The following is a 13,833-nucleotide window of genomic DNA, read 5'->3' on the forward strand; positions in this document are numbered from 1 at the left end:
TGCCTTTTCGCCTTTGCCTTGGGCCAGGGGCCCAAGATCCGTGTTGAAGACGTAAGTGTTCCCCGTCATCCGCCCTGAGCTGAGGCGAGCGCCACTTGAAGCCGCGCCTGTCGGTGTGGTGCTCGATTCCTGCTTTTCAGGAGGCCGAACCCCGGGCGCCGACGAATTGGGTGGAGACAGGTATCTGATCTAGCGATTCAGACCCGAGTTTCCAAGGGGTTTTTCGTGCCCGTGACAACACGGTCGCGGGTGGAGAGGTCGCGGATGGTCCTCACCCCCCGGGCGCCGGCCGCGCGGAACAGGTCCTCGACGGCCTGCTTCTGGTCAAAGCCGATCTCCACGGCGAACATGCCGCCGGGCTTGAGCACCCGCAGGATCTCCGGCGCCAGGATGCGGTAGTGGTCCAGGCCGTCGGGGCCGCCGTCCAGGGCCAGGCGCGGTTCGTGGTCGCGCACCTCCGGCTCCAGGGTCTCGATGACGTCGGTGGCGATATAGGGCGGGTTGGAGACCACCAGGTCGAAACTCTCGTCTCCCAGGCCCGCGGTCCAGTCGCCCCGCAGCAGGGCCAGGCGGCCGGCCAGGCCCAGATTGGCGGCGTTCTCGCGGGCCACGGCCAGGGCCTCCTCGGAGACGTCGATCCCCAGGCCCTTGGCGGCGGGCCGCTCGGCCAGGATGGCCAGCAGGATGGCGCCCGAGCCCACCCCCAGGTCCAGGACGTTGAAGGCCATCTCCTCCGGGAAGGCCGGCAGGACGGCGTCCATGATGGTCTCGGTGTCCGGGCGCGGGGTCAGGACGTCGGGGGTGACCGACAGCATGATCTTCCAGAAGCCCTTGCGGCCCAGGATGTGGCTCACCGGCTCGCGGTTCTCGCGACGGTTCAGATAGTCGGCCAGCGTCACCTCCTGTTCGGCGGTCAGCTGGCGGTAGGGGTCGCCGACGATGTCGGCCCGGGTGGCGCCGGCCGCGGCCTCCACCAGCAGGCGGGCGTCGATCACCGGCCCGCCGAGGCCTGCGGCCTCCAGCCGGGCCTTGGCGCTCTGCCAGGCCTGCAACAGGGTCAGGCTCATCGGACGGGCTCCATCTGGGGGGCGGTGCAGGCGTCGCCCACGGTGATCCGGCCGCCGTCGGTGACGTGCAGGTAGATGCCGCAGAACATGTGACCGTAGTTGTCGAACAGGGCCTTCACCACGTCCATGTCCCGCTCGGCGGTCTCCGGATCGACGTGGGTGGCTGCGCAGCGGACGATGGGCTTGAACACCTTGGCCCGCGCGAAGCCCACCATCAGCTCGCGGCCGGCCCAGTCCATCTCCGCCCAGGGCTCCCAGCCCTCCACATAGAGGTTGGCCCGGAATCGCAGGGGATCCAGCGGGCGGCCGATCCTCTGTTCCAGGTCCCGCAGGCTGGCCAGGTTGATGATGGAGACGTGGCCCAGGGGGTGGTCCATGAACCGGTGGCCGGGGGCCTCGATGACCTTCAGCTCGCCGCGCGCCTCCTCGCCGAGCAGGGCGGTGAGCCAGGCGGCGAAGGCCGCGCGGCCGGCGGGCTCGGTCATGACGCCCTCGAAGTCCGGCTGGCCCTTGGCGCTGGCGCGCAGGGTCCCGGTGGCCTCGTCATAGGCCGTCCGCGCCCTGGCCACGTCGGCGATCGCCATCAGGACGGTGAACTTCTGCTTGGGAATGAAGGCCGGAGCGGCCGGATCGAACCCCGAGGGGCCGTTCTCCACCGCCCACATCCGGTCGCAGGGGAACGGCTGGCCCGCCGCCAGATCGGCGAAGTTCAGGCGCTCGGGCGTGAATCCCTTGATCGGGTGTCGATAGAGGGCGGCGAGGTGACCGGTCATCCCGCCCTGTTGCCGCAAGCCCCCGCCGCGTGCAACCGGAGCCGCGCCACATTCATGGCGCCGCTCGGGACCAGCCTTGGGGTTAAGGTCACCCAGGGCCCACGGAACGCCTGTCGCAAATGGGTGTTCAAGCTGTGGCTTTGCGCCTGGAGGGTGGGAGAACTTGCGCAGGCTGTTTGCGAGGAAGTGGACGGCGAAACAGGTGGCGCCCCTGGTGATCCAGGCCGCCCCCTGGCTGGCGCTCGCCGCCCTGGCCGCCTTCTGGCCCCGCGGCCACGGCAAGCCCAAGCCCGGGCTCAGCGTCCAGGCCGCCGCCGAACCGGAATCCTTCGAGGTGGCCGAGCCCGGCCGCGGCCGCCTGGCCGACGCCCCCCACCGCATCCCCATGCGCGGCTGGAAGGACGTGCTCTGGCGCACCTACCGCGAGATCACCTGCGACCGGCTGAGCGCGGTGGCCGGGGGCGTGACCTTCTACACCCTGCTGGCCCTGTTCCCGGCCATCGGGGTCTTTGTCTCGCTCTATGGCCTGTTCAACGACGTCACCGCCGTCCAGACCCAGCTCGTCCAGTTCGCCGCGGTGATTCCCGGCTCGGTCATCGACATCGTCGGCGACCAGATGCTGCGCCTGGCCACGCGGCCCCACGCCTCCCTCAGCGCGGCCTTCGTCATCTCCCTGCTGCTGTCGGTCTGGAGCGCCAACGCCGGGATGAAGGCGCTCTTCGACGGCCTGAACATCGCCTATGACGAGTCCGAGAAACGAAGCTACGTGCTCCGCACGGCCATGACCTACGCCTTCACCCTGGGCCTGCTGGTCTTCCTGACCCTGGTCACCGCCATCCTGGTGGCCGTGCCGCTCTATTTCAGGGACGCGGGCCTGGCGGACTTCGCCGTGGTCTGGGCGCCGATGCGCTGGCTGGTGATCCTGGGGTTGGCAGCGACCGCCTTCGCCATGGTCTACCGCTATGGTCCCAGCCGCGCCCAGGCCCGCTGGCGCTGGGTCAGTCCGGGCGGGGTGTTCGCCGCCCTGCTGTGGCTCGGGGGCTCCCTGGGCTTCTCCTGGTACGTCAACAACGTCGCCCACTTCGACGTCACCTACGGTTCCCTGGGGGCGGTTATCGGCTTCATGATGTGGATCTGGTTCTCGGTGATGGTGGTGCTGATCGGGGCCGAGCTGAACGCCGAGATCGAGCACCAGACGGCGCTGGACTCCACCACCGGCGCCCCCCAGCCCATGGGCGCGCGCGGGGCGGCCATGGCCGACACGGTGGGCCTGGCCTTCCACCTGGACCTGAAGAAGCTGACCTCGAAGGTCTGGATCGACGGCCGTGACCAGGCCGAGCGGGTGCTGACCGCCGCCCGCCTGCGCAAGCCTCAGCCGAACTCGTCTTCCAGCGCCGAGAGCCGCGCGGCCTGATCCTCGGCGATCAGCGGGTTGATGATGTCGTCGAGATCGTCGCCGCTCATCACCTTGGGCAGGTTGTAGAGGGTCAGGTTGATGCGGTGGTCGGTGACCCGCCCTTGCGGGAAGTTGTAGGTGCGGATGCGCTCGGAGCGGTCGCCGGACCCCACCTGGCTCTTGCGGGCGTCGGCCCGGGCGGTGTCGAGGGCCTCGCGCTTCTGGTCGTAGAGCCGGGCCTGCAGCACCTTCATGGCCCGCGCCCGGTTCTGGTGCTGCGACTTCTCCGAGGAGGTCACCACGATGCCGGTGGGCAGGTGGGTGATGCGCACGGCCGAGTCGGTCTTGTTGACGTGCTGGCCGCCGGCGCCGGAGGAGCGATAGGTGTCGATGCGCAGGTCGGCGTCGTTGATGACGATGTCGACGTCCTCCACCTCGGGCAGGACCGCCACGGTGGCGGCCGAGGTGTGGATGCGGCCGCCGGCCTCGGTCTCGGGCACCCGCTGCACGCGGTGGACGCCGCTCTCGAACTTCAGGCGGCCGAACACCCCGTCGCCGGTGATGGAGGCGATGATCTCCTTGTAGCCCCCGACCTCGCCCTCCGAGACGCTGTCGATCTCCATCTTCCAGCCGTGCAGGGCGGCGTAGCGCTGGTACATGCGGAACAGGTCGCCGGCGAACAGGGCCGCCTCGTCGCCGCCGGTGCCCGCCCGGACCTCGAGAATCGCCGAAGCGTTCTCGTCGCGGTCCTTGGGCGCCAGCAGCAGGGCCACCTCGCGCTCCAGGGCCGGCAGCTTGTCGTTGAGGATCTGAAGCTCGTCGCGGGCCATGGCCGCCATCTCGGGATCGCCCGAGGCGGCCATCTCCTCAAGCTCCGGCCCCTCGGCGCGCACGCGGGCGAGGGTCATGACGGCGTCGGCCACCGGCTTGAGCTCGGCATGCTCCTTGGACAGCCGCACGATCTCCTGGCCGTCCGAGGCCGCGCCCATACGGGCCTCGATCTCGCGGAAGCGGTCGAGAACCTGGTCGAGTCTGGCTTGGGGAAGGCGCACGGGGTGATCACCGGAGAAAACGGAGGCTTCCTCTAACGCCCCGGGGCGGGCTTGCCAAACACCCACTCGCCCGTCGCGGGGCGCCGGCTTGCCAAAGCCAGGCTTTGGTGGTCGTTAACCATGACCATGGGGGCATGTCGTTCAGGGGGCGTGGGCTGGTGAGTCGCGGAATCGGGAGGCTGGGCGGTGAGTGACCACGGCGCGCCCGCGACGCCGGCGGCGACGCCTGGGCAATCGGCCATCTGCCGCTGCGGCTTCGCGGGATTCGCCCAGCCGATGATGGTCTGCACCTGCCCGCTGCACCCGGCCCCGGCCAAGCCCGAGGCCCCCAAGAAGCCCGAGCCCCCCACCTTCAGCGACCAGGTCCCCGAGGCCTTCGCCAAGGGGTTCAAGGATGTCTGGGCCGGCGTCGCCTCGGGCCGCTCGCCGGTGGGGCTGATCGCCGACTGCCGGATGCTGCTGGCCGTGCTGCTGGTGGAGCTGGAGCGCCGCACGGGCGGCCCCCAGAAGTCGCCGTGGCCCAGTCGCCAGGCCAAGGCCGGGCTGAAGGCCAAGATCGATTCGCTGGTGGCCCGGCATGTCCTGCTGCAGGGGGTCGCCGACCTCGCCCGGCGCATCTCCCAGCTGGAGCCGGGCTCGGAGGTCAATGTCCTCTATCCCATGGGCGATCCGGCCCAGGCCCGCGACTATATGAACCTGATCTGGCAGGTGGCCGAGCAGGGATTCGAGCACGACCGCTGGAGCCGCACCGGAGAGCTCCCTCCGCGTGTGGCGCCGGCCGCCAAGGACCATCATTGAGGGAGTTGTTCGCCTCCCACCCCAGTCTGGGCGCCGATGTTTCGCCTGCGGCGCGTTGACGGGTTTCGCCCCGGCGAGAGCCCACGTAAGGTTGCGACATGCCGTCGATCCTAGAGCCCGAAAAACGCCGACCGCGCCGGACCAAGACGTCCGGCCGTGTCGATCCGCTGGTGGGCGAGATCGCCGAGGCCCTGCTGCGCTTCGGCGGCTCGGCCCATCGTGACCGGGTGATCGAGTACCTGGCCCTCAACCGCTCCCCGGAGGGCGGCGTCCAGCTCAGCCTGCGGGCCCGGGCGGTGGCGGCCTTCGACGCCCACAGCGGATCCGACCGCGACAGCCGCGGGGTGCGGCCCCTGTTCCGCAAGCCCTTCGGCCCGGGCTCCCATCGCTGGGCGCTCACCGCCGAGGCCGAGGCCTTCCTGCGGGCCGGCGGCGCCGCCCGCGACGTGGAGAGCGCCGCCAGCCTCTAGGCGGGCAGGGCCTCCAGGTCCGAGCCGTCGTCCTCGAGGCTCACCCCGATCCGCTTCAGGTGGATGTAGAGGCGACGCAGGTTCAGGAAGCTGGCCCGGCAGATGCGGGTCATCTGCTCGCCGGCCATCACCTGGGTCGGCACGATCAGGCCGCCCTCGACCCGCGCCAGCAGACCCTGGGCGATGAGGGTCTTCACCTTGCGGCGCACCGTTTCGTTGGGAATCCCCAGGGTGGCGGCCAGGGCCACGCCGGTGACCGGCCGGCGCATGCTGTCGGGGGGCACGCGGTCCATGCCCTCCAGGCCGGCGGCGGCCTCGGGCGTGCGCGACAGGTGGCCGATATTGGCCTCCAGCACGGCGGCGAAGACCAGGGCCAGGGTTATGTCCCCGCCCAGTTCCTTGTTCACGGTGTCCACGGCGCGCAGGATCGCGCTGATCGCCATGCGCACGGCAAGGCGTTCCTTCAACTCACTGTCCAAGACCAAGCCCCCGATTGGCCCGCGGCGACGGCCCGCGGAGGCGCCCATTATGGTGAGGGTCGAGGGTAAGTGCGATCTCCGACTCACCCGAATTGGGGAGTTTTGACAATGGTTTACATTCTCAGGTCGGAGGCGCGAAAAAGGGCGGCCCGGCATGGTCGCCAAACCGCCCCTTCGAAATCTGAACGCAGTTAGCCTTAGGCGCGGGTGCCGGTCAGCGGCGCGTTGCCGAAGGCGCCCAGCTTCACGTTGCCGGTCATCGTGTCACCGCTGACGGTGGCCTCGAATTCCAGGGTCATGGGCATGGGCTGGGTGATGGCGGTGGACCAGGTCAGCTTGTCGCCGTCGACCTTGCCTTCGATGGCCTGTTCACCGGCAGGCGTTTGGGTGGTTCCCGTGAAGGCGCCGCCATTGGTCTTGATGGTGGCGGTGACCTTCTGCGCGCCCATGGGCGAGTTGATGGTGATGTTCCAGTTGCCGTCCGCGGACATGGTGTCCCTCCCTAATGGAGGCGGCACCTAATCAAGGCTCTCGCTCGCGCGCAAGTGGTGACGCTGGCGTCATCTTTGAATTCGTCTGCGGATCGCCGGTCAGGCCGGCTCCCCGAAGCTGAACCCGACCCCGCGCAGGGCGCTCACCAGGCTCATCACCCGGGCGTAGAGCTCGTTGTTGCCGTCCATCATCTGCGGCCGGGTGAAGACCGCCGACGGCACAACCAGCCCGCCGGGGACCCGCTCGACGATCCCCTCGGCTTCGAGGGTCTCGACATAGCGGGCCACGATGTCCTCGGGCATGCACAGCATGTGGACCAGGTCCTCCTGCGGGATGGGCCGGCGCTGGCTGTCGGGCGGGATGTCGTTCTGTTCGGCGTAGCGGCCCTTTGTCCCCAGCAGGTGCTGGGTGTTGGCGCTCCAGATCCCGCTGAACACAAGGAACTGGATCATGTCCCCGCCGCCCGACCGGGCCATGGCCGCCAGGCCGCGGAGCACCTCGTGGGTCATGATCCGGGCCAGGACACGGCGGTTGTCGACAGACTTGGGCGGGGGAACTGACATGACACTGTACCGAACACATTCAACGCCCGAACAGTGTCAGGGGTTCGTGACGGCGGGGTAAACGGGCGGGCCCGGCGCGGGCCGCGCGCCTGCGGCTATTCCGCCGCTTCCAGGGTGCTGGCGGCGGCGTCCAGCTCGGCGGCCTTGGCCTCCACCAGGGCGACGATGTGGTCGACCATGCCCTCGTTGTCCATCTTGTGGTCGGGTTTGCCGGCCAGATAGACCATGCCCGCCCCCTTGCCGCCGCCTGTGAAGCCGACATCGGTCATCAGGGCCTCGCCGGGGCCGTTCACCACGCAGCCGATGATCGACAGGCTCATGGGGGTGGAGATGTGCGCCAGGCGGCTTTCCAGGGCCTCCACCGTCTTGATGACGTTGAAGCCCTGCCGGGCGCAGGAGGGGCAGGCGATGATGTTCACGCCGCGGTGGCGCAGGCCCAGCGACTTCAGCATGTCGAAGCCGACCTTGATCTCCTCCACCGGATCGGCGGCCAGGCTGACGCGGATGGTGTCGCCGATCCCGGCCCACAGCAGGTTGCCCATGCCGATGGAGGACTTGATGGTGCCCGAGCGCAGGCCGCCGGCCTCGGTGACGCCGACGTGCAGCGGGCAGTCGATGGCCTCCGCCAACATCTGATAGGCGGCCACGGTCATGAAGATGTCCGAGGCCTTCACGCTGATCTTGAACTCGTGGAAGTCGTGGTCCTGCAGGATGCGGGCGTGGTCCAGCGCGCTCTCCACCATGGCCTCGGGGCAGGGCTCGCCGTACTTCTCCAGCAGATGGGGCTCGAGGGACCCGGCGTTGACGCCGATCCGCATGGAGCAGCCGTGGTCGCGGGCCGCCTGGATCACGTCACGCACCCGGTCGGGCCGGCCGATATTGCCCGGATTGATCCGCAGGCAGGCCGCCCCGGCCTGGGCCGCCTCGATGCCGCGTTTGTAGTGGAAGTGGATGTCGGCCACGATCGGGACCTTGGAGGCCTTCACGATCGTGCTCAGCGCCGCCGTCGACTCCACGTCGGGGCAGGAGACGCGGACGATGTCGGCCCCGGCCTCCTCCAGCTGACGGATCTGGCCGATGGTGGCGTTGGCGTCGGCCGTCAGGGTGTTGGTCATCGACTGGACGGTGATCGGGGCGTCGCCGCCGACCTCCACGTTCCCGACCCGGATCTTGCGCGAGGGCCGGCGCGTGATGGCGCGCCACGGACGGAGATGGGTGTGATCGGTCATGATGCCCTCGAAAATAGGCGGCTTGGGCGGAAATCCCAAGCCCGTCCCTTCGAGACTATTCCGCGGTGAGCTTGGCCACCGAGGTTTGGGCCGCCGGCAGCAGGCCCTTGCTGTGGCCGCCCACGAAGACCTGCATGGCCCCGGGGTCGGAGACGTCCACGGTCAGGCCCTTCAGCATGGGCGCGCGATAGGCCTCTCCGGCCGCCAGTTGGCGGGCGAAATAGACCGAATTGTCGGCCCCCCGCACGATCAGCGAGGTGGGCTTGCGCGCCTGCAGGGTCAGGATCGAGGCCGCGGCGGGGGCGCCATAGACCGGGCCCTTGGCGGTGAAGGTGCTGGCCAGGGGCTCGCTGGGGGCGGCCACCACGTTCTCGGGATGCTCGCGGGCCAGCTTGGCGGCGTCGTCGGCGGCCTTGCTGGAGCCGTCGCCGGCGGTGGCGGCCTCCAGGCCGGGGGTCTCGTAGGGGGTCGGGGTGGTGGATTCCACCGGGGCGGGCAGGGGGGCGCCCAGCGCCACGGGGCCTTCGGTGACGGGCGCCAGGGCCACGCCGACGGCGGCGGCCTCCGGGGCGGTGGGGGGCGGGGGCGCCTGCTCGCTCATGGCGCGCTGGGCGATGTTCCACATGACGATCGCGCCGACGATCAGCAGGCCGACGATGACGATGGCCATGACCCGCGGGTCGCCGTCGCGACGCACGCCGACCGGCGCGCGCAGGGGCTCATCGGGGGCCGGCTCGTCGGACTTGAAGCGCTCGACCGCCGCCTCGCCGTCCATGCCGAGCGCATTGGCGTAGGCGCGGACATAGCCGATGGTGAAGGGCCGCGAGGGCAGCTCGTCCAGGCGCATGTCTTCGATGGCCGCCAGGTAGGCGCGGCGGATGCGGGTGGAATCGGCGACGTCCTGCAGCGTCAGGCCGCGGAACTCGCGCGCCGACTTGAGGGCCGCGCCAATGTCTGGTCCGGTGTCCATGGTGGGCATGTAGGAGTCCGACAGACCGGGATCGCGATCCCCGTCCGCTCGCAAATGCAGATTTGTAACCCCGCCAGTATCGAGAGGCATGGCTACCTGACACCCCACTGTTTGACCGCGGCTTAACTTCGCGGCGACGCCCCGCTCCGCGTGTTCGCGGAGTTGTTAATTCAATAGTGTGGATATCACGCTAGGTTACGGAATTCAATGCGTTATTTGGTCACCGATGGTTAACTCGCGCGGCGGGCGAAGCCTGGGAGCTTGGCCGCATTTCTGCAGGTTCCGGCGCCGCTTGTTCTGAAGCGGGACGCTTTCGCGCCCTCGCCGCTGCGGGGAATGTCGCGCTATAGGCTGCAGGCCGAGCGAGGGGACCCGCCACATGCGCGCGCAGGACGTTGCAGGGATCAACCAGGCCGGCTGGGACCGTCGGGTCGAGGCGGCCGACATCTGGACCCGCCCGGTCTCGGCCGAGGCGGTCGACCGCGCCCGCCGGGGCGACTGGTCGGTGGTGCTGACCCCCAACAAGCCCGTCCCCCGCGACTGGTTCGGCGAGGTCGCCGGCAAGGACGTCCTGGGCCTGGCCTCCGGCGGCGGCCAGCAGGGCCCGATCCTGGCGGCGGCCGGCGCGCGGGTGACGGTGTTCGACGCCTCGCCGCGCCAACTGGCCCAGGACGAGGCGGTGGCCGCCCGGGACGGCCTGTCGCTCACCACCCGCCAGGGCTTCATGCACGACCTCTCGGCCTTCGAGGAGGCCAGCTTCGACATCGTCTTCCACCCGGTCTCCAACTGTTTCGCCCCGGAGATCCTGCCGGTCTGGCGCGAGGTCGCCCGGGTGCTGCGGCCCGGCGGCGCCCTGCTGGCCGGCTTCATGAACCCTATGGTCTACATCTTCGACGCCGAGGCCCAGGACCGCGGCGAGTTGGTGGTGCGTCACCGGCTGCCCTATGCCGATATCGACGACCTGCCCGCCGAGGAGCTGGGGCGGCTGGTGGCCCGCGACCACACCGTGGAGTTCAGCCACAGCCTGGAGACCCAGATCGGCGGCCAGCTCCAGGCGGGCCTCGTCCTCACCCACCTGTTCGAGGACCACGACAGCGGCGGCGGCGAGAGCGGCCGCTCGCGCTACTTCCCCACCTGCCTGGCGACGCGGGCGGTGAAGCCCTAGGCGAAGCCCTGCCGCTCTAGGCGGCCACCAGCCGTCGCACGCCCCCGCCGTCGTCATTGACCAGCAGGGCCGCGATGCCGTCGGCGCCGATGGGGCGGGAATAGAGGAAGCCCTGGATGTGCGAGCATCCGGCCCGGCGCAGGCCCCGGCGCTGGGCGTCGGTCTCCACCCCCTCGGCGATCACCTCCAGATTCAGCGCCCGGGCCAGCTTGACGATGGCGCTCACCACCGCCTCGGATTCCTGTTCGACCCCCAGGCCGGTGATGAAGGAGCGGTCGATCTTGATCTTGTCCACCGGATAGCGCCGCAGATAGGCCAGGCTGGAATAGCCGGTCCCGAAGTCGTCCAGGGCCAGGGAGAAGCCCAGGCTCCGCAGGGCGTTCAGGGTGTCGTGGGTCACCTCGTCGTCCTCCAGCAGGACGCTCTCGGTGATCTCCAGTTCGATCCGTTTGGGATCGGCGCCCGTCGCCTTCAGCACCGTGGCGGCCAGGTCGGCGAAGCCGCCGCCCCGGATCTGGCTGGCCGAGACGTTCACGGCCACCTTCAGGGTCGGCCAGCGCAGGCTGTCGCTGAAGGCGCGGCGCAGGGTGAATTCGCCGAGCGCCTCGATCAGTCCGCACTCCTCGGCGATGGAGACGAAGAAGGCCGGCGACACCGGTCCGCGCACGGGGTGGTCCCAGCGGACCAGGGCCTCGACCCCGACGACTTCGCCGTCGCCGTCCACCTGCGGCTGGTAGGCCATGGTCAGGACGTCGTTCGCCAGGGCCTCGCGCAGGTCCTGCTCCAGGGCGCGGCGGGCCTTGAGGGCCAGGTCCATGTCGGGCTCGAAGAAGTGGTAGCGGCCGCGCCCGGCGTCCTTGGCGCGGTACATGGCCAGGTCCGCCTGGCGCAGGGCTTCCTGGCCGTCGATATGGGTGTCGCTCACCAGGGTCACCCCCACCGACACGCTGGGGAAGACGCGGCCGAAGGGCAGGTCGATGGGCCGCGACAGGGTCTTGACGATCCTTTCGGCCAGGGCCGCCAGGCCGTGGGGGGAGGCGTTGGCCTGCAGGATCGCGAACTCGTCGCCCCCCAGCCGCACCACCGTGTCCCCGGCCCGCGCCAGAGCCTTCAGGCGACCGGCGATCTCGACGATCAGCGCGTCGCCCGCCCCGTGGCCATAGGTGTCGTTGATCAGCTTGAAGCGGTCCAGGTCCAGGGCCAGCACCCCCACGGCGCGGGCGTCGCGGCGCATGGCGGCCAGGGCGTGGGAGATCCGCTCGCTGAACATGGCCCGGTTCGGCAGGCCGGTCAGGTGGTCGTGATAGGCCATGTGCTTGGCCTGGGACTCGCTGGCGATCAGGGCCCGCGCCGTGTTGCGGCCGCGCAGGAAGATGGCGGTGGTCAGGGAGCAGAAGATCATCATGGCCGCGATCAGGCCCGGCAGGGTGCGCATCAGCAGCTTGTGGCCCGGGCGCTGCGGGGTCCAGTCCAGCCGGGCGACCCGCGCGCCGTCGCCGCGGCGCAGGTCCGCCGAGGCGCCCAGGGTTCGCGGGGCGTCGGCCGGGACGACCCGCAGATCCTCCAGCAGGAAGCGGGCGCTGAACCGGGCCAGCAGGTCGGGGTCGATGGCCTCCAGGGTGACGATGATCGGCGCCCGGCCGCGCAAGGCGACCTTGCCGAAGTCGGACTGCACCAGGGTGGCGGTGACGATGTTGGGCTGGCCCGCCACCAGCTCGACGGCGCTGGCCTGGATGGCCGGGGGCATGGGCGGGGCGGCGCCCTGGACCGGGCGGGCCGCCGGGCGGGCGGTCTCCGCCGAACGGACGCGCGCCACCAGGGCCGCGGCGGCGGCGCGCCTGGCGGCGTCGGTCGCCGGCGGCTCGTCGCGCCCGTCCGCCATGGCGTAGAGCGGCTGGTCGGCGCCATCCAGCACATAGGCCTGCTCGAAGCCGGAGACGTCGTGCAGGAAGACGCCGATATTCTCGTGCGCCCAGGCGGCGTTGTAGGCCTCGCCCAGGTTGAGGGCGGCGGCGTCCCAGGTGGTCTGGCCGACCACCTTGCCCTCCACCTCGCCGATCCAGCCCCGCAGGCCGTTCTCGATGAGCGTCTGCTCCCGCGCGCCGACGTTCCGGTCCGAGACGGTGGCGGTATAGACCCGCACGGCGATCAGGCTCGCCATGAGGGTGAGCGCCAGGGCGGCCACGGCCGCGGCGGATCTCGATCCGAACGTCATCTTCCAGAACTCCCAGTCCGGCCGGGAGTTAGCGCGGTCACGCTTAAGGGAGGAATAAGTTCAGAGACGAAATATTATACCCAGAACGAGTGTACGAACTCGGGACATCAATCATTCGGGTTAGGTTCGAAGTATATGTTGAGTAGATGTTCGCCTTGGAGGGCTCGACGTCTGACCTGGTGTCGCGCGCAAGGCCTGGGTCGCCCTGCGCCTATTGCGAAGGGTCGGCGGCGGCGCGCGGAGGACGACCCCGCGCGCCGCGCCGCGCCAAGGTCAGGCGGTGGCCGTCACCGGCGGCAGTTGGTAGGGCGGGGCGCCGGGGGGCCGGCCGATCCAGATCTGGCCGCTGCGGGCCATGACCTTGCCGCCGGCGTCGAACAGGGCGACGCCGGCGAAGTGCTTGCGGCCCTCGACCTTGTCGGCCCAGGCGACGACGACATAGGTCTCGCCGGCCCGCGGCTTGACCAGAACCTCGCCGGCCATGGTGCCCAGCAGGCCCACCGGGGTGTCGGTCTTCATCCACCAGGCCATGGAGCCCGAGCAGTCCAGCGCCGCCCAGGTGATCTCGTCGGGGATGGTCCCGTCCGGATTGGCGAAGTTGGCGTGCGGGGTCCAGGTCCCGGCGCAGACGCCGGGCTCGGCGCCCTCGATCTGGCCGACATGGACCCCCAGGCCCTCGCCGGCCTCGCGCTCCACGCAGCAGGAGAAGCAGCCGCGGTGCAGGGACTTCTGCGCGAACCGCGAGGCCGCGGCGTAGCGCTTGGCGTCCTCGACGCTGGGCGGGGCCGGCGGCATGGGGATGGCGTCGTCGGCGGCGGGCTTGGCCGAGCCCAGGGGCTGGCCCTCGGCGTTGCTCAGCACCACGCCGCCGTCCTCGGTGGGCGTCAGGGTGACGGGGACGTCCAGCGGCACCCCGCTGCGCAGCATGGCGCTGCCGCGGCCGCCGACCGCATTGGAGAGCACGCCGCAGATATAGCCGCCGTTGGCGGTGACGGGCGGGCCGCGGAATTGTCTCGGAACAATGATCTCAGACATGGAAATGGATCTCAGGTTCGTTGAAATGAAAAAGGCTATGACCGTTCTCTGCCGTCGCACGGCCAAGTTCGCAATGGGTCTGGGCGCCACAGGCCCTCAAGAATTGCGCGGCGGCCTCAATCGCGGCAG

The 13,833-nt window shown here is 70.0% G+C and carries 14 protein-coding genes; 4 read left to right on the forward strand and 10 right to left on the reverse strand.

What is annotated here, in order from left to right:
* Positions 1-197: 197 nt before the first annotated feature.
* Complete coding sequence (gene prmC / locus AC1RN5_RS02660; protein WP_493039723.1) at positions 198-1,067, reverse strand: peptide chain release factor N(5)-glutamine methyltransferase; 870 nt, start codon at positions 1,065-1,067, stop codon at positions 198-200.
* Positions 1,064-1,840, reverse strand: coding sequence for an MOSC domain-containing protein (locus AC1RN5_RS02665; protein WP_493039724.1), 777 nt, complete (start codon positions 1,838-1,840; stop codon positions 1,064-1,066). Before AC1RN5_RS02665 ends, prmC begins: the two co-directional genes overlap by 4 nt.
* A 163-nt stretch (positions 1,841-2,003) precedes the next feature.
* Here AC1RN5_RS02665 and AC1RN5_RS02670 point away from each other — a divergent pair, with 163 nt between their 5' ends.
* Positions 2,004-3,254 (forward strand): YihY/virulence factor BrkB family protein, encoded by a 1,251-nt coding sequence (locus tag AC1RN5_RS02670; protein WP_493039725.1) that lies wholly within the window; start codon positions 2,004-2,006, stop codon positions 3,252-3,254.
* Here the strand turns inward: AC1RN5_RS02670 and prfA are convergent.
* Positions 3,212-4,288 (reverse strand): peptide chain release factor 1, encoded by a 1,077-nt coding sequence (gene prfA, locus AC1RN5_RS02675; protein WP_493039726.1) that lies wholly within the window; start codon positions 4,286-4,288, stop codon positions 3,212-3,214. The two genes, AC1RN5_RS02670 and prfA, sit on opposite strands and share 43 nt — an antisense overlap.
* Before the next feature lie 186 nt (positions 4,289-4,474).
* Here prfA and AC1RN5_RS02680 point away from each other — a divergent pair, with 186 nt between their 5' ends.
* Positions 4,475-5,086: a hypothetical protein gene (locus AC1RN5_RS02680; protein ID WP_493039727.1), complete on the forward strand. Its 612-nt coding sequence runs from the start codon at positions 4,475-4,477 to the stop codon at positions 5,084-5,086.
* A 98-nt stretch (positions 5,087-5,184) separates the two neighbouring features.
* On the forward strand, positions 5,185-5,556 hold the full coding sequence (locus AC1RN5_RS02685; RefSeq protein WP_493039728.1) for a hypothetical protein: 372 nt from the start codon (positions 5,185-5,187) through the stop codon (positions 5,554-5,556).
* Here AC1RN5_RS02685 and AC1RN5_RS02690 read toward each other — a convergent pair.
* The 5 genes from AC1RN5_RS02690 to AC1RN5_RS02710 form a co-directional block, all read right to left on the reverse strand.
* Complete coding sequence (locus tag AC1RN5_RS02690; RefSeq protein ID WP_493039729.1) at positions 5,553-6,023, reverse strand: DeoR family transcriptional regulator; 471 nt, start codon at positions 6,021-6,023, stop codon at positions 5,553-5,555. The genes AC1RN5_RS02685 and AC1RN5_RS02690 overlap by 4 nt on opposite strands.
* A 209-nt stretch (positions 6,024-6,232) precedes the next feature.
* Complete coding sequence (locus AC1RN5_RS02695; protein WP_304700977.1) at positions 6,233-6,526, reverse strand: hypothetical protein; 294 nt, start codon at positions 6,524-6,526, stop codon at positions 6,233-6,235.
* Between the two features lie 99 nt (positions 6,527-6,625).
* Positions 6,626-7,090, reverse strand: coding sequence for a hypothetical protein (locus AC1RN5_RS02700; RefSeq protein ID WP_493039730.1), 465 nt, complete (start codon positions 7,088-7,090; stop codon positions 6,626-6,628).
* Between the two features lie 95 nt (positions 7,091-7,185).
* Positions 7,186-8,322: a flavodoxin-dependent (E)-4-hydroxy-3-methylbut-2-enyl-diphosphate synthase gene (ispG, locus tag AC1RN5_RS02705; protein WP_493041467.1), complete on the reverse strand. Its 1,137-nt coding sequence runs from the start codon at positions 8,320-8,322 to the stop codon at positions 7,186-7,188.
* A gap of 52 nt (positions 8,323-8,374) precedes the next feature.
* Entirely contained in the window at positions 8,375-9,379 is a 1,005-nt protein-coding gene (locus AC1RN5_RS02710) for a helix-turn-helix domain-containing protein (RefSeq protein WP_493039731.1), read from the reverse strand.
* A 289-nt stretch (positions 9,380-9,668) separates the two neighbouring features.
* Here AC1RN5_RS02710 and AC1RN5_RS02715 point away from each other — a divergent pair, with 289 nt between their 5' ends.
* On the forward strand, positions 9,669-10,454 hold the full coding sequence (locus AC1RN5_RS02715; RefSeq protein ID WP_493039732.1) for a class I SAM-dependent methyltransferase: 786 nt from the start codon (positions 9,669-9,671) through the stop codon (positions 10,452-10,454).
* 16 nt (positions 10,455-10,470) lie between these two features.
* On the opposite strand, the gene AC1RN5_RS02720 is transcribed toward AC1RN5_RS02715, so the two are convergent.
* Both AC1RN5_RS02720 and AC1RN5_RS02725 read right to left on the reverse strand, forming a co-directional pair.
* Complete coding sequence (locus tag AC1RN5_RS02720) at positions 10,471-12,669, reverse strand: putative bifunctional diguanylate cyclase/phosphodiesterase (protein ID WP_493039733.1); 2,199 nt, start codon at positions 12,667-12,669, stop codon at positions 10,471-10,473.
* A gap of 273 nt (positions 12,670-12,942) precedes the next feature.
* On the reverse strand, positions 12,943-13,704 hold the full coding sequence (locus AC1RN5_RS02725) for a hypothetical protein (protein ID WP_493039734.1): 762 nt from the start codon (positions 13,702-13,704) through the stop codon (positions 12,943-12,945).
* Positions 13,705-13,833: the final 129 nt, after the last annotated feature.

Source organism: Phenylobacterium sp. GW821-FHT12F10 (genome assembly GCF_058806695.1).